At 46.0% G+C, this 20,144-nt stretch carries 17 protein-coding genes and 1 pseudogene; 9 read left to right on the forward strand and 9 right to left on the reverse strand.

Translation table 11 applies throughout. The features are described 5' to 3' along the window. From wzy to E4T81_RS10710, 9 genes and pseudogenes are all read right to left on the reverse strand, one after another. A partial coding sequence (wzy, locus tag E4T81_RS10670; protein ID WP_167761846.1) for an oligosaccharide repeat unit polymerase occupies positions 1 to 1,171 on the reverse strand: 1,171 nt, incomplete at its 3' end. Between the two features lie 9 nt (positions 1,172 to 1,180). Beyond that, on the reverse strand, positions 1,181 to 2,083 hold the full coding sequence (locus tag E4T81_RS10675; protein WP_135044372.1) for a glycosyltransferase family 2 protein: 903 nt from the start codon (positions 2,081 to 2,083) through the stop codon (positions 1,181 to 1,183). A 553-nt stretch (positions 2,084 to 2,636) separates the two neighbouring features. Next, positions 2,637 to 2,801, reverse strand: a pseudogene (locus E4T81_RS16100) (DapH/DapD/GlmU-related protein); the annotation flags it as partial. A 531-nt stretch (positions 2,802 to 3,332) separates the two neighbouring features. After that, complete coding sequence (locus E4T81_RS10685; protein WP_167761850.1) at positions 3,333 to 4,556, reverse strand: oligosaccharide flippase family protein; 1,224 nt, start codon at positions 4,554 to 4,556, stop codon at positions 3,333 to 3,335. Between the two features lie 200 nt (positions 4,557 to 4,756). Continuing rightward, positions 4,757 to 5,170, reverse strand: coding sequence for a HEPN domain-containing protein (locus E4T81_RS10690; protein ID WP_135044376.1), 414 nt, complete (start codon positions 5,168 to 5,170; stop codon positions 4,757 to 4,759). After that, positions 5,167 to 5,490, reverse strand: coding sequence for a nucleotidyltransferase domain-containing protein (locus tag E4T81_RS10695; RefSeq protein ID WP_135044378.1), 324 nt, complete (start codon positions 5,488 to 5,490; stop codon positions 5,167 to 5,169). The genes E4T81_RS10690 and E4T81_RS10695 overlap by 4 nt, the downstream gene beginning before the upstream one ends. 68 nt (positions 5,491 to 5,558) lie before the next feature. Next, on the reverse strand, positions 5,559 to 6,875 hold the full coding sequence (locus E4T81_RS10700) for a nucleotide sugar dehydrogenase (RefSeq protein WP_135044380.1): 1,317 nt from the start codon (positions 6,873 to 6,875) through the stop codon (positions 5,559 to 5,561). A 46-nt stretch (positions 6,876 to 6,921) separates the two neighbouring features. Then, positions 6,922 to 7,509: a UpxY family transcription antiterminator gene (locus tag E4T81_RS10705; protein WP_135044382.1), complete on the reverse strand. Its 588-nt coding sequence runs from the start codon at positions 7,507 to 7,509 to the stop codon at positions 6,922 to 6,924. Positions 7,510 to 7,661: 152 nt separating this feature from the next. Then, positions 7,662 to 8,819 carry an MFS transporter gene (locus E4T81_RS10710; RefSeq protein WP_135044384.1) on the reverse strand — a complete coding sequence of 386 codons (1,158 nt, stop codon included), beginning with the start codon at positions 8,817 to 8,819 and terminating at the stop codon, positions 7,662 to 7,664. Positions 8,820 to 9,198: 379 nt separating this feature from the next. Here E4T81_RS10710 and E4T81_RS10715 point away from each other — a divergent pair, with 379 nt between their 5' ends. The 9 genes from E4T81_RS10715 (at position 9,199) to E4T81_RS10755 (ending at position 20,077) form a co-directional block, all read left to right on the forward strand. After that, positions 9,199 to 10,533: an OmpP1/FadL family transporter gene (locus E4T81_RS10715; RefSeq protein WP_135044385.1), complete on the forward strand. Its 1,335-nt coding sequence runs from the start codon at positions 9,199 to 9,201 to the stop codon at positions 10,531 to 10,533. 115 nt (positions 10,534 to 10,648) lie between these two features. Then, complete coding sequence (locus E4T81_RS10720) at positions 10,649 to 13,348, forward strand: calcium-translocating P-type ATPase, PMCA-type (protein WP_135044386.1); 2,700 nt, start codon at positions 10,649 to 10,651, stop codon at positions 13,346 to 13,348. Positions 13,349 to 13,421: 73 nt separating this feature from the next. Continuing rightward, complete coding sequence (pyrB, locus tag E4T81_RS10725; RefSeq protein ID WP_135044387.1) at positions 13,422 to 14,363, forward strand: aspartate carbamoyltransferase; 942 nt, start codon at positions 13,422 to 13,424, stop codon at positions 14,361 to 14,363. Then, positions 14,350 to 14,811 (forward strand): aspartate carbamoyltransferase regulatory subunit, encoded by a 462-nt coding sequence (pyrI, locus tag E4T81_RS10730; protein ID WP_135044388.1) that lies wholly within the window; start codon positions 14,350 to 14,352, stop codon positions 14,809 to 14,811. The genes pyrB and pyrI overlap by 14 nt, the downstream gene beginning before the upstream one ends. 13 nt (positions 14,812 to 14,824) lie before the next feature. After that, entirely contained in the window at positions 14,825 to 15,394 is a 570-nt protein-coding gene (locus E4T81_RS10735) for a flavin reductase family protein (RefSeq protein WP_135044389.1), read from the forward strand. Positions 15,395 to 15,419: 25 nt separating this feature from the next. Then, complete coding sequence (gene glyA / locus E4T81_RS10740) at positions 15,420 to 16,700, forward strand: serine hydroxymethyltransferase (protein WP_135044390.1); 1,281 nt, start codon at positions 15,420 to 15,422, stop codon at positions 16,698 to 16,700. Positions 16,701 to 16,753: 53 nt separating this feature from the next. After that, on the forward strand, positions 16,754 to 17,479 hold the full coding sequence (locus E4T81_RS10745; RefSeq protein WP_135044391.1) for a 1-acyl-sn-glycerol-3-phosphate acyltransferase: 726 nt from the start codon (positions 16,754 to 16,756) through the stop codon (positions 17,477 to 17,479). 57 nt (positions 17,480 to 17,536) lie between these two features. Beyond that, the gene (locus E4T81_RS10750) at positions 17,537 to 19,399 is read left to right on the forward strand and encodes an Omp28-related outer membrane protein (protein WP_135044393.1); all 1,863 of its coding nucleotides are present in this window, start codon (positions 17,537 to 17,539) and stop codon (positions 19,397 to 19,399) included. A 132-nt stretch (positions 19,400 to 19,531) separates the two neighbouring features. Beyond that, on the forward strand, positions 19,532 to 20,077 hold the full coding sequence (locus tag E4T81_RS10755; protein WP_135044395.1) for a hypothetical protein: 546 nt from the start codon (positions 19,532 to 19,534) through the stop codon (positions 20,075 to 20,077). Positions 20,078 to 20,144: the final 67 nt, after the last annotated feature.

The following is a 20,144-nucleotide window of genomic DNA, read 5'->3' on the forward strand; positions in this document are numbered from 1 at the left end:
GTTTAACGACATGTTTACGTGCTATTAATTTTAATATAATCCAGGCGAATAGTAATGAATATATATTTATGGCAATTTCGCTACTGTCACCGTTGGACATGAACCATACTGATAGTAACAGTGCGACACCACATGCATTTCTCAATTTAATCTTTTTTGCTAAAAAGAAGATTAAGTATGTGGAGGCTAATATAATAAATAGATTGAGTGCTACTATCCATGGCGATTTTATGATAGATATAAAAAGAACTCCTCCAATTCCTGCCATGGATGAATAGCGGTCATCTTTACCATGTTTTACATGCATTTCAACAAAGTTACCGGTACTTTTGAATTCAGGACGTATACCGAAGAAGTGAAGCATGTCCATGATATAAAATTCAGCCGGGACTTCGTCTTTATAAAGGTATAGAGAAGGCAAGTTTTGGAAAATGTATGCATTATTTGAAAAAGAGCTTATTCGACCGCACACCTTTCCAAAAAGTAAATCGCTACCACTTTTTTCAGCCATTTCTGGTCCGTCCCTTAATTGGGCTCTAAAATCGTATGCAATTCCAATAATTGAAGGACTTAAAAGTAAAATAATTCCAGTAATTATGATGTGCCTTTTTAGAAAAAGTATTATTGACGGATATTTGTATATGAGAATCATGCTAGTGGTAAAGAAACCTCCTAATGATTTATTTATGATTGAATATAAACAAAGCAATATAATTGTTATTGCTATTCCTTTATTGTATTTTGATCCCATAATATAAACAACAGCAAAGGGATATGCTGGAAGTTTATAAATTAGTGCTCTCATGATAGAAATTGGCGAACTAGATATTCCTGTAGACTCACTACCCATAGTGCCATATCCAGAAAAGCGCAATATTATCTGTAAGAATAGCAGTATCCATGCGATGTATCGCATTATATTTAAATTATAAAAATTTTGGCAATAATTAGTTTTAGCGAAATGCCGAAAGATATAATATAGATATATGAAAGGTAAAATTGTAAGAATTAGAATTAGTAATAGGGTAAGATTGGAAATGGCAACATCTTTTTTAATAAAATCTCCATTATAATACCCAGTGGTAAGGGCATAAACATAACTTACAATACAAGATATAATAAAAAAAGATATCACCCATTTTGCTTGGCGACATTGTACAATGTATTCCATTGTCGTATTTTAATGTAGGTGGTGAAGATCCGTTGGTACAGGTGTTGTGAAAATCGTTTTTTTTATTTCTTTAAAGTTTGCTCTATAAATGGTTATATGTGATAATACTTGTAATAAAGAAAAGAGCCTGACAATCTTGAGCTTGAAATGATGATGGTGCTTTGCCCAAAATCGAATTTTACTGGCGAATAGAATTTTGAATTTGTTTGTGTTGCATGATTTTTTTTGACTTCCGCCAACTTTATGTATGATACTTACTTCTGGCAATAGTATTGAACGAAGTCCTAAGTTTTGCATACGTTTATATAGGTCTGTTTCTTCATAGTACATAAAAAAACCTTCATCAAAACCTTTCAATTCTCTAAATATATTAGCTCTTATAAATATGTCTGCGCCTGTTATATAATGAGGATGCAATATGTCTCCCTCATTTATGGTTTGACTTCTTGCATACTTATTCCTAAATATAGAATTATACAATTTAGAAAATCCTATGGCTGAGAATTCATACATTAGTGATGGAAATCTGCCATGGGAAGTAACAATCTCGCCATTGGCAGATATAAGATTAGCTCCACATGATGCGATGTCTGTGTTGCGTTCCATAAAATAAAAAAAGTGACTTATTGTATCCGAAAGTAATAATGTGTCGCTATTTAGTAAAAAAAAGTATTTTCCAGTAGCTTCTTTTGCGCCAATATTATTGGCTTTGCCGAAACCTAAATTATCGTAATTATAGATGTATTTTATCCTTTTATCCTTTTCAAAATGCTCTTTACTTCCGTCATTTGATCCGTTATCGACCAAAATTATTTCGATTTTGATGTCTTTTGTCCATTTAAAAATACTTTCAATACACTCTTTGGTCATCTGTAGAGTGTTGTAGTTTACAATTATTATAGAAACATCCATTATTCAAATTAATTTGATAAATTTATTAAAAGGAATTTAGTTGGTCATTATAAATTCGGATTTATATCAAGATTATCGATTGACGTTAATTTTTATATTATTTGCTAGACTGCCAGCAAATAATATGTTTGTGGGTACGGCAGTATAATTCTTGTTTACTAGTGTGCGCTAGGCAAATATACTGTTGTCAGACGTTTTGTCTCCCTTAGGGATATGACAATGCATAGTGAACCAATTATTCCTTCCCATCGAAATCAGGAGTGTCTTTTGATGAACTTTTCCGTTTTTACTACATGGTAGAGATAAATTGATACGGTATGGAGTCATGATCTTATCATCCATGTTTTACCTCTTCCCGATTATATTGATTAATGCGTTGTTGTTTAATGATTTAGGTTGATATGATAGTGTGCTCAACTTTACAGCCTGTCGTAATTGTAATTTTGTTAAGTTAAACAAAATTGAAAATTGGTAAACTACTGAGCAATCTAATAATTTAGAGCGGTCAATTATTTTGTTTGTATATAGTTTAGTATGTTTCGCATCTATTAAATTGACGAATGATTTTGGCTGGTATTCCTGCAGCAACAGAATATGGAGGAATATCTTTTGTGACAACTGAATTAGCTCCGATTATTGCCCCGTCTCCAATTTTTACATTTGACAAAATAGACACTTTGTCGCCTATCCAAACATTATTCCCAATAATTACAGGCCCATTTGAATATAGAATCCTTTCATTAGGATTTTTTACCATATTTTCTAAATCTGCTTTTCCGTGGCTGTTGTCAGAAATTAATACATACCTACCAGTTAATAAATTATTGCCAATCACTATTTTATTTATACAAGTGATATGTGTATAGTCTCCAAAATCACAATTGTTTCCAATCGTTATTTCAGGCGTAAATTTATGCCCGTTGTGTAATTTATGTGCAGCGAGAATTGCTCCTTTCCCAAAACGACAAAAATCTCCCAAATTAATACACTCATCACCAACTACCCCTCTCATAAAAGGATAGAATGTTCCTTTTTTACATTTTAACTTCATGTTCAGCCACATGGAGTAAATAATTTGTAAAAGTATAATCGGAGTTTTGAATATTAGTGACTGTAATTTCATAATTAATAACTAAATAAATTTACTAATTGCTTTTCAAATTCTTTTTTCAGACAGAATCAGTTTTCAGTAAGCTCTACGGTTTTATATTTTGGATAGATAATTGCAAGTAATAATTTATTTTTCGTTTTAACTCATGCTCTTCTGTTTTTTTAATGTCGTATAGCATAATATACATGATATTAATTCCGCAATTACCATTGCCCATGCTGCGGCATAATAGGTATATCTATTTGCAAATATTAGTAGTACAAGAATACTTGTGACACCTGAAATCACTACATAATGAAAAAACTGTTTACCTTTATTAAGATTAATCAATCCAATAATCCCCAATGTGTAATTTATTCCCCCCAACAACACTACTAAAGTCATAATACGAATTAGAGGGATTGCAGCTTGGAAATCTTTTCCTAAAATAATGTCAGACATCAAGGGAGAAAGAAGGTAGGCAATCGCTGAGAAAAGAATGAGTATATAAAACATTTTTGCCGAGATCTTTAGGATAGTAGTGGCTGCCTCTTTTAATGGCTTGTCTTTTAGCTGCAACGACATGTGGGGGAAGAGTGATTGTATTAAAGGTAACGTTACACTTTGTAAAGCCTTAATGATTTTTTCGGCAGCTGCATAGATGCCGACTACTGAATCATTGCACAAAAGTCCTAAAATTAAAATATTTGAGTTTCGGTAGAGATTCATCCCCATCGTAGACGCGAAAATAGAGAAGCCCTCTTTTAGTTGAAATTTAATATGTTCAATACAAGGGCGGGATATTTTCACCCCAAATTGGTGATAGGCTATCGACATACTGCAGATTCCGGCAATTATATATCCTAAGGAATTTAATATAATGATGTATTGGTAATCTTGTGGTTGCTTAATTACTATAAAAATAAGAATAGTAAATATCACCTTTGGAATGATATTTACTATGGCAAGAAATCGCATTTTTTCCAATCCTTGATAAAGATATGTAGGCATTAAAATTTCACCGATTACCATTCCTGTACCCCACCAAAACATCTTGAGTTTTTCAGGCGTATCCAATAAAAGTGGAGCAAGAATAGCGAAAACAATCAGGGATCCAATCAACAATATGCATCTTGAAAAAAATACGGAAGTAAAAATGTTATTTAATGAAATGTTGTCATCTCGATTCTGTGAAACCTGTTTTGTGGCTGAAAACATAAAACCATACGATGTAATCAGAATCAAATATTGAATCAGCGTAAAAACATATGAATATATGCCATAGTTTGCTGGTCCGATTATTCTCAACATATATGGAAGAGATATAAATGGCAAAAACATATTTACGGCATTGATAATGGAGAGTGATATAAAACTCTCCATTAGGTTTTTATGCCGATTTAGTGTGTGTCTTAAATTCATTATTTCATATGTGCTTTAGACAATTTAGTCGAGCTCGTTGAGGAGGCGGTCAATTGTTTCGTCGATGTGGTTGGCGTTACGGTGGGCTGCCTCGTATAGCTCTTTCAAGAGGGCTGCGTCGGGGGTAGCGGTGGGGGTGTTGAGGCTGCGCAGGAAATAGTCTATGCTTTTTGATTGGAAAGGCGATTGTCGATGGCTGCCGTTATGCGCGACTGGAGGGCTCTTGCCGCGTCAATCAGGTCTCTGCCTTTGTCGGGAGAGATTGAGAATGTATTCTGGTAATCGGCCTTTTCTCTCATGGTCTGCAACCTGCTGTAAAGCATTCCGTCTTCGCGGCTGAATTGTCCGGTCAATACGTAATGCTGCCCGAATTGTGATGATGTGCCTTTGTGGGTAGCCGTTTTTATTCCGTCAAGAAGCATCAGCGCTGTTACGGCATGAAACACAGCATAATATAACCGGTTTGCCACAAGATCCCAATAGCCCATGTCGGCGTTGCGTAGGGCTTGCTCCATGTTGCGCTGCGACTTTTCAAGTAGAAGCGTGGCTGTTATTTCTCGCTGTTCAGGTGTCATAATTTGATTGCATCGGCAAGCACATTGCTGTAGAATGCCGTGTCTTTTTCAGCGTCCCACTGGCTCTTGGTGTAGTGAAGCGGAGTTATCTGCTCGCCGTAACGCCATCCTATTTCGGCAAAGGGAAATGCGAAGTAGCGGAAGTCATCGTCGGTGGCTATGGAGTCGTCGGTCACAATAAGAATGTCCCAGTCAGAGTGTGGAGAACTGTCTCCTCTGGCTTGTGAACCATAGAGATACACAGTACCGGTGCCGGTGCTGAACATCTGCCCAGCGAGTCGTGAAATCTCTTTGATTATGACATTCCTCCTGTCTACCATATCAGCAAAGATAATGATTATTTTTTATAAGACATAACATTATAATGGATAAATTTGTTGCGGTCGGCTTAGTCTTTGTTGAAGATGTCGCGGGTGTAGACGCGGGCGGCTACGTCGGCAAGATCGGGAGAGGTGCGGTTGGCGAGGATGGCGTCGGAACTGCGCTTGAACTCGGCGAGGTCGTTGACCACGCGGCTGCCGAAGAATGTGGAGCCGTCTTCGAGTGTCGGCTCGTAGATGATTACCGTGGCGCCCTTTGCCTTTATGCGCTTCATGACGCCCTGGATGGATGACTGGCGGAAGTTGTCGGAGTTGGATTTCATCGTCAGCCGGTAGACTCCGATGGTGACAGGCTGTTCGGTGGCTGAATCAAACTGGCTGTTGCCGCTGTAGCCATACCATCCCGCCATTTTCAGCACACGGTCGGCGATGAAGTCCTTGCGGGTGCGGTTGCTCTCGACGATTGCCGACATCATGTTTTGCGGCACGTCGGCATAGTTGGCGAGCAGCTGCTTGGTGTCCTTGGGCAGGCAGTAGCCGCCGTAGCCGAATGAAGGGTTGTTGTAGTGGGTGCCGATGCGCGGGTCTAGACCGACGCCCTCGATTATCGCCTGTGAATCAAGCCCCTTGACCTCGGCGTAGGTGTCAAGCTCGTTGAAGTAGCTGACACGAAGGGCGAGGTAAGTGTTGGCAAACAGTTTCACCGCCTCGGCTTCCTTCATGCCCATGTAGAGCGTCGGGATGTCGGCTTTCAGCGCCCCCTGCTGCAGGAGTGAGGCGAAGGTGTGGGCGGCTTCGGTGAGCCGCTCTATGTCGGCGACCTTGAGTATCGCCTCGTTTTCCTCGGCAAAGCGCGGCTCGTCGATGACCTTGGGTATTCCGGCGATGATGCGCGAGGGATACAGGTTGTCGTAGAGCGCCTTTGACTCGCGGAGAAACTCGGGGAAAAAGAGCAGGTTGAGACGCCGCACTCCAAGCGAGGCATATTTCATGTAGAGCGAGCGGCAGTAGCCGACAGGTATGGTCGACTTGATGACCATCACGGCGTCGGGATTGACGCTGAGCACCAGGTCGATCACATCCTCGATGCAGTGGGTGTCGAAATAGTTCTTGACGGGGTCGTAGTTGGTAGGCGCCGCTATCACCACGAAGTCGGCATCGCGGTATGCCTCAGCGCCGTCGAGCGTCGCCGTGAGGTCAAGCTCTTTTTCGGCGAGATATTTCTCGATATACTCGTCCTGGATGGGCGAGACGCGATTGTTGATTTTATCTACTTTTTCAGGAATCACGTCGACTGCGGTGACGCGGTTGTGCTGTGCCAGCAGCGTGGCTATGCTCAATCCTACATAGCCTGTTCCTGCAACGGCAATATTATATTGCTTCATTTATTGTGATGGTTATGATTGTGTGTGCATTTTGTCACCTGTATTGTCAGGTGAGGGGCTCGACGCTGAGGCGGTCGATGTTGAGGCGGGCACATCCGAGGATGTCGAGTCTTACGACAAGCTCGGTTGAGGGCTCGGTGTCGATGATTTCGCCTTCAAGCCCCATGAGGCTTCCGCGAACGACTTTTACGCGGTCGCCTTTCCGGAGGGGGCGCTCTTCGATTGTGACCGGAGAGTCGGAGTTGCCGAGTATGAACCGCAAGATGTGCATTTCGCGTTCGGGCACAGTGGCGGGGACGCGTTGTGCTGCAGTGGCGCGGTCGGTCATGAATCGGTTGATGTAGGGTAGGGCGACTATCCGGCGGCGCTCTTTTTCGGTGCAGTGGATGAAGACGATGGTGCGTATGACGACTGCCTCGACGCTTGCGCGGCGTCCGTTTTTCCAGATTTTTGTCTGGCGCTGTGTCGCCACGTAGGAGTCGTAGCCGAGCTTGTTGAGCCGCTCGCGCACTTCTTTTTCGCTATTGTTGTTGACAATAGCTATATACCACTTGGGTCGTGACACGCCTACGGCGTCGCCAGCGCCGGTGAGTGGGGCTGCCGCAATGTTTTTTTGGGATGTCGCAGTGCTCATTTTGTTTAATGAACGCTAATGCTTTCAGCCGCTTTTGAAGTAAGAGGCTAAGACGTGCCAAAATTACGGAAAAACTTTGACATGCGCAAGCCGACGACTGATTTTTGCTGTTATTGCGCTTGAAGTCTGTCGGTTATGTTGTCTCGCAGGAATCAGGGGCGTTGTCCCGCTCGCTCATATCGGGCATAGAGGATAAAGAGCAGCACGCATCCGGTCACGACAATCGGTATGCCGACGATGGCGGGGGCGGTATAGCCGTAGCCGCGTGCTATCACGGCGCTGCCTATCCATGCGGCGATTGCGTTACCTGCGTTGTAGGCGATCTGTATGCAGGCTCCTCCGAGCAGCTCGCCGCCGCGGGAGTAGCCTACGATGGATGATTGGAGGGGGCTGCCGGAGCCGAAGAGCGCGGCTGTGCCGAGTATCATCAATATTACCGCCGCCGCTTTGAATGACGCGAGGAAGAAGAAGAGCAGCAGGACGGGGATTGCCGATGCCTGTACCCATGCGGCTATCCATGAGGGTTTGTATCGGTCGCTGAGCTTTCCTGCGATAAGGTTTCCGGCAAACATTCCGAATCCGGCGAGCACCATGAGCCATGAAAGGTCGGCTTGCGGGAATCCGGCTACGAGCGTGAGCTGCGGGTCGATGTAGCTGTACCAGCAGTATATGCCTATCTGCCCGAAGATTACGCCGCCGAATATGAGCCACGGCGGAAGGGTGCGGAGAAAGCGGAACTGGCTTTTGAAGCCGTTGTCGACGATTCCTTCCACGTCGGGCACCCATGCCCTGATTGCTATTATGGTGGCTATGCCTGTCGCTCCGACGATGAGAAATGCGACGCGCCATGTCATCGTGTTGGTGATCAGTGTCCCGAGCGGCACGCCTATCAGTGTGGCTACGGTCATGCCGGCAATCATGTAGGACACGGCGCTTACCTCATGTCCTTTTTGTGCGAGACGGCGTGCCACGATTGCCCCGACTCCGAAGTAGGCTCCGTGGGGGAGTCCGGAGATGAAGCGGGATATAAAAAATGTATAGTAGCCCGGTGATATTGCCGCACAGAGGTTGCCTATGGCTATGATTGCGGCGAGCAGCAGCATTATTTTTTTCAGCGGGATTCTGCGGGCGAATAGCAGTGCCGGCGCGCCTACACAGACTCCGAGCGCGTAGGCGGAGATGAAGTATCCAGCCCTGGCGATTGATATGTCCATCGTGGCGGCGATGTCGCCGAGTATTCCCATCATAAGAAACTCGGCAATGCCGAGGGCAAATGTGCCGAGGGCGAGCGCAAACAATCCTTTGTTCATAAATAAGTGACTTTACAATCTTGTCTTTTTACCTTCGTATAACTTTTGTTTCGCGAATAGCTTAATGATATAGCGGGCGCAAAGTTAGTAAATAACTCGCGACATTTCTCCACCGGCAGGATAAAAAGGTCAGGGGCGCTGCAAATTATCGGTCATATGTGATATTTGTGTGTGGGTGGCGCTGTGATTATGGGGAGGTCATGTGCAAGGTTGGTGATTGGAGCCTGGCGGGTTGGTGGCCTTTTATTGTAATTAATAATGTGTAATGATGCGGTTTATGGCTCGGATTGTTCTGTTGTCTTGAATTTTTGTTCTGTTTTTCTTGGTATGACGGGTTTTATTTACTTAACTTTGCAGCGTTTTTATAAAATTAAGATATATGAAGAAAATTCTATCCACTGTGCTTTGTGCGGTTGTGACATTCTCCGCTGCCGCTGAGGGCTATCAGGTAAACACTTTAAGCGCCCGTCAGGGCGGTATGGGGCACACCGGTGTCGCCCAGAAGCTCGGTGCCGAGAGCATGTATTTCAATCCGGCAGGTCTCGGATTTATGGATAAGACACTTGACCTTTCAGCAAGTGTAAATGCAGTCGCCGCCACGGCAAAAGCTAAAGTCGGCGATAAGTGGTATGAAACCGACAATGACGTAAGCACCCCGATGATGGTCAGTGCCGCTTTTAGCATATATGATAATCTGAAAGCAGGTATAAACATTTATACTCCTTACGGCAGCTCTATCAACTGGACCAACAATTGGCCCGGCGCTGTGCTGAATCAATCGGTAAAACTGTCGACATTCACTGTCCAGCCTACATTGTCATGGCGCATTACGCCTAAGCTGTCAATCGGCGCCGGACTTATGATTTCCTGGGGTGGGGTGGATCTCAACAAAGGGCTTGTGAATCCCGCCACCTTTGACGCGATGCTCGGGATGATGGGGGCGCCTGCCGTGTTTGGCAATACGATGCCTGCGTCGGTAAATCTTACAGGCAATGCCGGCGTGGCATGCGGTTTTAACGTAGGTGTCATGTATGACATAAACCGCCGGTGGACTGTCGGGGCTAATTTCCGCTCAAAGATGACAATGAAGGTTAAGGCGGGCGAAGCAAAGGTGACATATGCCAACGAAGTCGCACGCCAGATTCTTGAATCAAGCCTCTCGCTCATCAACGAGGCAAACTTTACTGCCGAGATGCCTATGCCCGCTGTGCTGACTTTCGGCGTTTCCTATAAGCCGCTTCATAATCTGTTGCTTGCTTTTGACGCCCAGTTTACAGGCTGGAGCTCCTATAAAAATCTTGACATTCACTTCCTTGACGATGCTGTCAGCGCCTACGACCAGCATCTTGAGAAGAATTATCGCGATTCATGGGCGTTCCGTCTCGGCGCACAGTATGGCTTGACGCGTCGCTTTGATATAAGGGCGGGTCTTATTCTTGACCTTTCGCCTGTAAATAAAAACTATTACAATCCCGAGACTCCCGGCATGACTAAGATAGAGCCGAGCTTGGGTCTCTCGTTCCGCCCGATGAGCCAGCTGTCGATTGACTTTTCAATGCTGTATGTCGCGGGAGTCGGTGAGGATGATGCGAAGTGTGGTTATGTCGACCTGCTTGCGGCACAGATGGGCAGCAATGATGTCATACGGCAGTTTAACGCCGATTACAGGGTTCATGCCTTTATCCCGTCGCTTGGAGTGTCGTTTTCTTTTTGATTGCCGACTTTTGCCGGAGATATTTGTTATAAGTTTGTATAGTCGCGGATTTTTGATAAATTCGCGACTTCAAAATTTATAAAGAAGAATTTAAGTGTATATATAACTTTGGATTATGGCAGAATCACGACATTACAGTGGCTTGACTGAAGCCCAGGTGCTTGAAAGCAGGGAAAAGAACGGGGTCAACATATTGACTCCGCCTAAAAAGGAGTCGTTGTTCATGAGATTTATTGACAAGTTCCGCGACCCACTTATTCTAATCCTGCTTGTGGCGGGAGTGCTTTCTGTCGGTATCTCTTGTTATGAATATTATGGGCTTCATGAGGGAGCCCAGGTGTTTTTTGAACCTATAGGCATCTTTGTCGCCATACTTCTTGCCACCGGACTGGCATTTATCTTTGAAGTTAAGGCTGACAGGGAATTTGCCATACTGAACCAGGTAAACGATGACGAGCCGGTGCAGGTAATCCGCGATGGAAATACCATTCAGATTCCCAAACGCGATGTCGTTGTCGGGGATATTGTGCTCGTCACCACCGGAGAAGAGATTCCTGCCGACGGACGTCTTCTTGAGTCATCATCGCTTCAGGTCGACGAGTCGTCGCTGACAGGAGAGCCTATATGCTCAAAGACCACTGACGAGTCAATGTTTGATCCTGACGCCACGTTCCCCAGTGACCACGTGTTGCGTGGCACTAAGGTGATGGAGGGGCATGGCATGTATGAAGTGACAGCTGTCGGCGACCTTACTGAAAACGGTAAGGTCTACGAGGCTACGCAGATTGATGACAGCGTAAAGACACCGCTAAACATCCAGCTTGACGGACTCGGAAGGCTGATATCGCGCATGAGCTACTGTATAGCGGCTCTTGTCATCATAGGGCGTGTGGTCATGTATTTTGTCAACAACGGTGATGCCGGTCTTGACTGGCTTGCGTTTTTCGCGTTCTTGCTTCAGACTGTCATGATTGCGGTGACACTTATAGTCGTGTCTGTGCCTGAGGGTCTGCCCATGGCTGTCACGTTGAGTCTTGCCTATAGCATGAGGCGCATGCTCCGCACCAATAATCTTGTGCGTAAGATGCATGCTTGCGAGACAATGGGTGCCACGACGGTGATATGTACCGATAAGACCGGAACCCTTACTGAAAATCAGATGCGCATCTACAATACCGACTTTTTCTCATTGGCAGGCGGAAAACCTGACGATTCAGTGGAGAGCCGTATGATTGTCGAGGGAATAGCGGTCAATTCTACGGCGCAGCTTGACTTGTCCAATCCTGAAAAGCCTTCCGTGCTTGGCAATCCTACAGAAGGCGCCCTTATATTGTGGCTCCGTGACAGAGGCATCGACTATCGTGCTATACGTGAGAGTGTACATGCTGTCGACGAGATACCCTTCAACACCGAGCGTAAATATATGGCTACGGAGGTAGAGTCAGAGGCTGTGCCGGGCAAGCGTGTGCTATATGTCAAAGGTGCCCCCGAGATAGTCTATTCTCTATGTAAGAATGTCGCTTCTGATGTAAAGAAAGATGACATAGACAAAAAATTGCTCGATTATCAGAATCAGGCTATGCGCACTCTCGGATTTGCCTGCCAGATAATTGAACCGGGCGAAAATGTCATCGAAGACGGCAAGCTTGTCGCCGACAACCTTACTTTTCTGGGTATTGTCGCGATTTCCGATCCTGTAAGGGCAGAGGTGCCTGCCGCTGTAAAAGAATGTATTGACGCAGGCATTGCAATCAAGATAGTTACAGGCGACACTCCCAATACGGCAAAGGAGATTGCCCGACAGATCGGTCTTTGGCGTGAAGGTGACGGTGACAATAATGTAATCACCGGTCCTGAATTTGCTTCCCTTTCCGATGATGAGCTATATGAAAGGATAGATGACTTCAAGATTATAGCCAGGGCACGTCCGCTGGACAAAAAGCGCCTTGTGGAGACGCTTCAGAAAAAGGGAAATGTAGTCGCAGTGACAGGCGACGGCACAAATGACGCCCCCGCATTGAAGGCGGCCCATGTCGGGTTGTCGATGGGCGACGGTACAGCCGTGGCAAAGGAGGCGAGCGACATAACGATTGTCGACAATTCATTTGCGAGTATAGGGCGCGCTGTCATGTGGGGAAGGTCGTTGTATCTTAATATACAGCGTTTTGTTCTCTTTCAGATGACAGTCAATGTCGTGGCGTGTCTTATCGTGCTTGCCGGCGCATTCATGGGCTCTGAGTCACCGCTGACAGTAACGCAGATGCTGTGGGTCAATCTCATAATGGACACATTTGCCGCGATGGCGCTTGCTTCACTGCCCCCGTCGGAAGCAGTCATGAAAGATAAGCCGCGTGACCGTAATTCATTTATAATAACCAAGGCGATGGGTGCCGATATTATCGGTACCGGAATACTCTTCTTCGCAATTCTGTTTGGATTGCTCTACATATTCCAACATTCCGATGTGACATCACTTCTGCGTCTCTTCCCTGTGGAGATGGATAAAGCCTTTCATAATCTTTCGCCTTATGAATTGAGCACATTCTTCTCTATATTCGTGTTCCTTCAGTTCTGGAACATGTTTAACGCCCGTGCCTACGCCACCCGCCGTTCAGCCTTGCATCTTAAAGGCTGCTCGGAATTTCTGTTTATCTCCCTTGTTATCCTCGTGGGGCAGATATTGATAGTGAGTGTGGGAGGCGACATGTTTAATGTCGTTCCACTCGGATTGTCTGATTGGGCGGTTATTATCGGTGTCACGTCTGTCGTGCTCTGGATAGGCGAGTTGGTGAGACTTTTTGAAAAATCGAAGTGACGGGCTTCAATTATTTGCAATTGAGGCGCGGAAATAGTAAATTTGCGTTGTCAAAAAAATATTTCCGACAGCGATGAATAGTAACAGCCTCGTCTCCATTTCCGACATAAGTAAGGAGGAGATATTGCGCCTGCTTAATCAGGCACGCTATTTTGAAGAGCATCCTAACCACAGGATACTCGAAGGCAAGGTGGTTGCCACGCTCTTTTTTGAGCCCTCCACCCGCACACGCCTCAGTTTTGAGACCGCGGTCAACCGCCTTGGCGGCAGGGTGATTGGCTTTTCTGACGCGAGCACCACAAGTTCGTCAAAAGGTGAGACTCTTAAAGACACCATCAAGATGGTCAGCAACTACGTGGACCTTATAGTGATGCGTCATTATCTTGAGGGTGCGGCACGATATGCCACCGAGGTGACCGATGTGCCTATTATAAACGCAGGAGATGGAGCCAACCAGCATCCGTCGCAGACAATGCTTGACCTGTATTCTATATATAAGACACAGGGCACGCTTGAAAATCTCACCATAACTATGGTCGGTGATTTGAAATATGGAAGGACCGTACATTCCCTGCTTATGGCGCTCCAGTATTTTAACCCGACATTCAATTTTGTGGCTTGTAAGGAATTGCAGATGCCGCGTGAATATATCCAGTTCTGCGATGAGCATGGCATAACATATCATGAGTACACGGAATTCTCTCCGGAGGTAATCAACAGTAGCGATATTCTCTATATGACCCGCGTGCAGCGCGAGCGCTTCACTGACATAATGGAATATGAGAAAGTGAAGAATCTTTACAACCTGAATGTCGCGATGCTTGAAAACTCACGTGACAACCTGCGTGTGCTTCATCCGCTGCCCCGCGTCAACGAGATTGACCAGGATGTGGATGACAGCCCCAAGGCTTATTATTTCCAGCAGGCACAAAACGGTCTCTATGCAAGACAGGCTATCATTTGCCGTGCGTTAGGTATTGACATCCCTCAAATAGAAAATCATGACAACAAATAAGAAAGAACTCGCGGTAGCCGCTTTGAGAAACGGCACGGTGATTGACCGCATACCGTCGTCGGCACTGTTCAAGGCTGTCGAGATTTTAGGCATCGAGAAGCTTGACAAGCATGTGACGATTGGCAACAATCTCGACTCTAAAAAGCTCGGGACAAAAGGTATAATCAAGGTTGCCGACACTTTCTTCCCTGATGATGTTATCAACCGCATAGCGCTTATCGCTCCCACTGCAAAGATTAATATCATACACGATTTTGAAGTGGTTGAAAAGTCGTCGGTGACTCTTCCCCAGACTATCGTAGGCATTGTAAAGTGTGATAACCCTAAATGTATCACCAACAACGAGCCTATGAAAACCAAGTTTGAGCTTGTCGACCCTGAGAATCGTGTGATTAGATGCCATTATTGCGGACATTGTGTAAGCGCTGAAAACGCTCACATAAAGTAAATCTGACCCGACGATGGCGCGACAGAACTGGAAACCGGGAACAATGATATACCCACTGCCGGCTGTATTGGTGTCGTGTGGCTCGTCGGTGGAGGAGAGCAATATGATAACAGTCGCGTGGACGGGCACGATATGCACCGATCCTGCGATGTGTTATATATCGGTAAGACCGTCGAGACACAGCTATGACATGATTAAGTCGACTATGGAGTTCACGATAAATCTTACCACCGAGTCAATGGCGCGTGCCGTTGACTGGGCGGGGGTGAAGTCAGGTCGTGATTATGACAAATGGCGCGAGACCGGTCTCACTCCTGTAAAGGGGGTGATGGTCAGTTGTCCTTATATCGAGGAGTCACCGCTGTCGATCGAATGTCGGGTGAAGGAGATTGTAAGTCTCGGAACCCATGACATGTTTATCGCCGAGGTGCTCGGAGTGCTTGCCGATGAGCGGTACATTGATCCTGCCACCGGTGCTTTCCGCTTGTCTGATGCCGGATTGCTCGCTTACAGTCATGGCGCATATTATCGCATCGGTGAGGAGATAGGCCGGTTTGGATGGTCGGTAAAAAAGAAAAAGTAATTAATAATCTAAATATATATTTTTAATGGAAAGAGATAAACGCATTTTTGATATCATAGAGCGTGAACATCAGCGCCAGAAACATGGTATCGAGCTTATTGCTTCTGAAAATTTTGTCAGTGACCAGGTTATGGAGGCTATGGGGTCATGCCTGACCAACAAGTATGCCGAAGGTTATCCCGGACACCGCTATTATGGCGGTTGCCAGGTGGTGGATGAGGCTGAACAGTTGGCTATTGACCGCGTGAAGCAGCTTTTCGGAGCCGAGTATGCCAATGTCCAGCCCCACTCGGGAGCACAGGCTAACATGGCTGTGTTCATGGCGTGCATGAAGCCCGGCGACAAGTTCCTCGGTCTGAACCTTGCTCATGGCGGACACCTTTCTCACGGCAGCCCTGTAAACTTCTCCGGACTTATGTTTGAGGCTCTTGAATATAATGTTAAGGAAGATACCGGTCTTGTCGACTACGATCAGATGGAGGATGTCGCGCTGCGTGAGCGTCCGAAACTTATTATCGGAGGTGCAAGCGCTTATTCCCGCGAGTGGGACTATGCACGTATGCGCAAGATTGCCGATGAAATCGGCGCCATACTCTTGATTGACATGGCTCATCCTGCAGGTCTTATTGCTGCCGGTCTGCTCGACAATCCCGTCAAGTATGCCCATATCGTGACTTCTACTACCCATAAGACATTGCGCGGCCCGCGTGGCGGTCTTATCCTCCTCGGCAAAGATTTTGAGAATCCCTGGGGCAAGACCAATAACAAGGGTGAGGTGCGTAAGATGTCGGCTCTTCTTGACTCGGCTGTCTTCCCCGGTGTACAGGGCGGTCCGCTCGAACATGTCATCGCGGCCAAGGCTGTGGCATTTGGTGAGGCTCTCCAGCCTTCATTCAAGGATTACCAGACCCAGGTTAAGAAAAATGCCGCTGTCATGGCACAGGCTCTCGTTGACAAGGGCTACAAGATTATTTCCGGTGGCACTGATAATCACTGCATGCTTGTAGACTTGCGCACCAAGTTCCCTGAACTTACAGGTAAAGTGGCTGAAAAGGTCCTTGTCGAGGCTGACATCACTGCCAACAAGAACATGGTGCCGTTTGATTCCCGCAGCCCGTTCCAGACTTCAGGTATACGTCTTGGAACTCCGGCTATCACCACTCGTGGCGCCGATGAGGCTCTTATGGGTGAGATCGTAGAGATGATTGACACCGTATTGAGCAATCACGACAATGCCAAGGTGATTGCCGATGTACGTGAGAAAGTCAACAAGACCATGGAGTCTTATCCGGTATTTGCTTATTGATAATTAAAACAATACGGTCGCGCGGTACAACGCGCGACCGTATTCTCTCCATTATGATAATATTATATCGTATATATCAGCTCTTTATCATGGCTCCGATTCTGCTCGTTGCCACGATATTGACGGCTGTGATAACTATCGTTTTGAGCAGTGTGGGCCTTGGCCGATGGGCGGGATACTTTTTCCCCCACTGGTGGGCTCGCCTTTTCTGTCTTTTAACTCTTGTAAAGGTGACCGTAAAAGGTCGTGAAAATGTCGATTCTCACACATCATATGTGTTTGTCGCCAATCACCAGGGAGCCTACGACATATTTTCAATCTACGGATACCTGAATCATCAGTTCCGCTGGATGATGAAAAAGTCGCTTGAAAAGATTCCTCTTGTCGGTTATTCATGTAAGGTGTCGGGTCATATCATGGTAGATAATTCATCTCCGTCGGCAACGCGGCTTACTATGGAAAAGGCTGAGCGTCAGCTTCAGGGAGGCATGTCGTTGGTCGTGTTTCCGGAAGGGGCGCGCACGTGGGACGGGAAAATGCGTCCCTTTAAGCGTGGCGCCTATATGCTTGCCGTGGAATTCGGACTTCCGGTTGTGCCGATTACTATCGACGGGGCTTTTGATGTCATGCCGCGATTCAAGCGTGTACCCATGTGGGGTCATATAACATTGACTATTCATAAACCGATAGTCGCAGTGGATGGCAAGCATGACCTGCAGTCGCTTATGAAAGATAGCTTTGACGCGATACACTCGTCTTTACCTGCCGACAGGCAGTGAGTTGCCTTAATCTCCTTAAATTACCATTTTTTACTTAAATTACTAACAGTGCTTATAATGAGAATAACAAAGTCTATTCTGATTGGAACGGTTTCGTGTGCGTTAGCCTTTCCTCTTTCTGCGGCTAACGTCAGTTACGGATATTCCGCCGACGAGCCGGATCAGTTTATCGCAAGTGCTTATAACACGACCAACTATGCGGTGATTCAGATTCCTGCTGAGATTGCTGCAAAATATGCCGGAGCTTCTGTGACAGGAGTCGAGCTGCTTTGTCAGACCTATGTGGTTAACGGTGAAGAGTATAATAAGGTCGACGTTTTTGTCGCTGAAGATATTGACAACTTCCGGGCTTTGACTTCCACTAATTCTGAAGTCGAGGGCAATGTATGGAACCGAGTGCCGCTTGACGAACCTTATGTCATCACCGGAGATAAGGATGTATATGTAGGCTATAGCATGAAATCAAAACTATCCTCCGAGACCATGCCTATTGCAGTAGATAATGGAGTGGCTACTCCTTATGGCGACATCATGGGTTATGCCGATTCAAAGGGCGTGTGTTATTGGGAGCATGCCGGTGATTCCGGTGTAGGAAATGTACTTGTAAAAGCTGTGATAGAAGGCGATGACCTGCCATCCGGAGAAGTGATTGTGCTCTCTGCCTCGGGTGTGGATATTGTAAAACCCGGCGAGAAATTCAGTGTCTCAGGTTCTGTGTTTAATTACGGAGCCACTGATGTTGACAGCTATTCTCTTTCATGTCGCTTTGACAGCAAGGAGATAGCTTCAGAGACATATGCCGACGGACTGAAGGCGGGTAGCATGGCTGCTTATGCTTTTGACGCGCTCGCTATTGATGAAGAAAAGGAGGCGTCACTTTCGGTTGTCCCTGTCGTTGGTGGAAATGACGGCGCTTCTGTCGGCTATACGCTTGACTGTACATTGGCTATGCTGCCGCGCAAGGTGCTTGTCGAGGAGTTTTCGACAGCGCAGTGTGGCAACTGTCCGTCTGCCCATAGAGCTCTTGCCGATGTAAGCGGCAGCCGTGACGACATGGTAATCGTGGCTCACCATTCCGGATATGGCGAGGATAATTACACTACCGATCTTGACCGGGCTTATCTGTGGTTTTACCAGACTTCGTCATGGGCGCCTGCATTTATGATTGACAGGGTGAATTTCGCCGACCAGGGTGCGCTCGCGCAATATGCTATGAATGTCATCCCGTCGCCCGGCCCGGTCTTTATTGTAAACGGTGCTGCTGATATCGAGAAGTTTACCAATCTTGCCGCCGAGCGTTATGCCTGGTTGGATGTGAATATAGATTACAGCTATGACCCCGCGACACGCAAACTTGATGTCGAGGTGTCTGGTACTCCTGTAAAGGTGTTGGATGAGTGGACCTCACCTGCTGTGAGTGTCTTCCTTGTGGAGCGCTCTGATGTGGGCTACCAGTCAGGTGGCGGCGGTAATTACACTCACCGTCACATATTCCGCCAGACACTCACTGGAAACCTTGGAAGCCCCGTCAGCTTAAAGAAAGGCGAGCCCTATTCATTCAAGACTTCTGCTGTAATTAATGAAAAGCTTGATGCAGCCGATCTTGACATCGTGGCTTTTGTCGCCAACAGCAATGATAAAGACGCTAACGACTGCAAGGTGTTTAACGTGGAGTCAGTGGCAATCGACACTCCTTCCACCGGAATCGGCACGGTTGATGCCGCGGCGGTTGAAGTGACAGCCGGAGAGGGCAGGATAGACGTGAACGGTGATTTCTCGGAAGCCGCTGTCTATGCGGTCAACGGAGTCAAGGTGGCAGGACTTTCCGCTGCCGGGTCGGTTGAGGTCGCTGCAGGCACATATCTTGTAAAGGTCACTGCTTCAGGCAGCGTCATCACACATAAGATTATTGTAAAATAATATTGGACCGCCGCTTAAATTATTAGATAAAAAATTTGGTGGTTTGTATAGGAAATTTATTAAATTCGCAGTGTGAAGAGTCGCGGTAACGATGGCTCCTTAATGCAGAAAAATAAATTAAACCCTAAGATTATGATATTCAATTTTCGACTTGTTTCAGACGAAGTGGATAATTTCAGGCGCGAAATCAACATCGATGCCGACGCGACTTTCCTCGATCTCAGAAACGCTATATGTGACTCTGTAGGTTATGACAAGAACCAGATGTGTTCTTTCTTCCTTTGCGACAATAACTGGGAGAAAGGCAAGGAGATTACCCTTGAAGACATGGGGTCGGATTCCGATGAAGACATCTATCTGATGGATGAGACTGTCTTGAGCGATTTCGTGGATGACGGTCAGAGACTCATATTTGTATTTGACTACATGACTGACCGCTGCTTCTTTATAGAGATGAAGAAGAGTATTCCCGGAAAGAATCTGAAAGACCCTGTGTGTGTGGCTTCAATGGGTTCGGCTCCTGCTCAGATGATGGACATTGACGAGTTTGAGGCAAAAAACACTCCCGCCGTTACTCAGGGTGCCGATGACTTTGATGAGGATTTCTATGGCAGCGATGAGTATAATGACGATGAATTTGATGCCGCCGGTTTTGATGAAATGACTTTTGACGAATAGTCAGTAAGGCGATATTGAATAAACATTTAAAACTCCGTGGTCGTTACTTATAAGTTAACGACTACGG

Origin of the sequence: Barnesiella sp. WM24, from assembly GCF_004570975.1 — a bacterium.
Lineage (GTDB): Bacteria > Bacteroidota > Bacteroidia > Bacteroidales > Muribaculaceae > Muribaculum.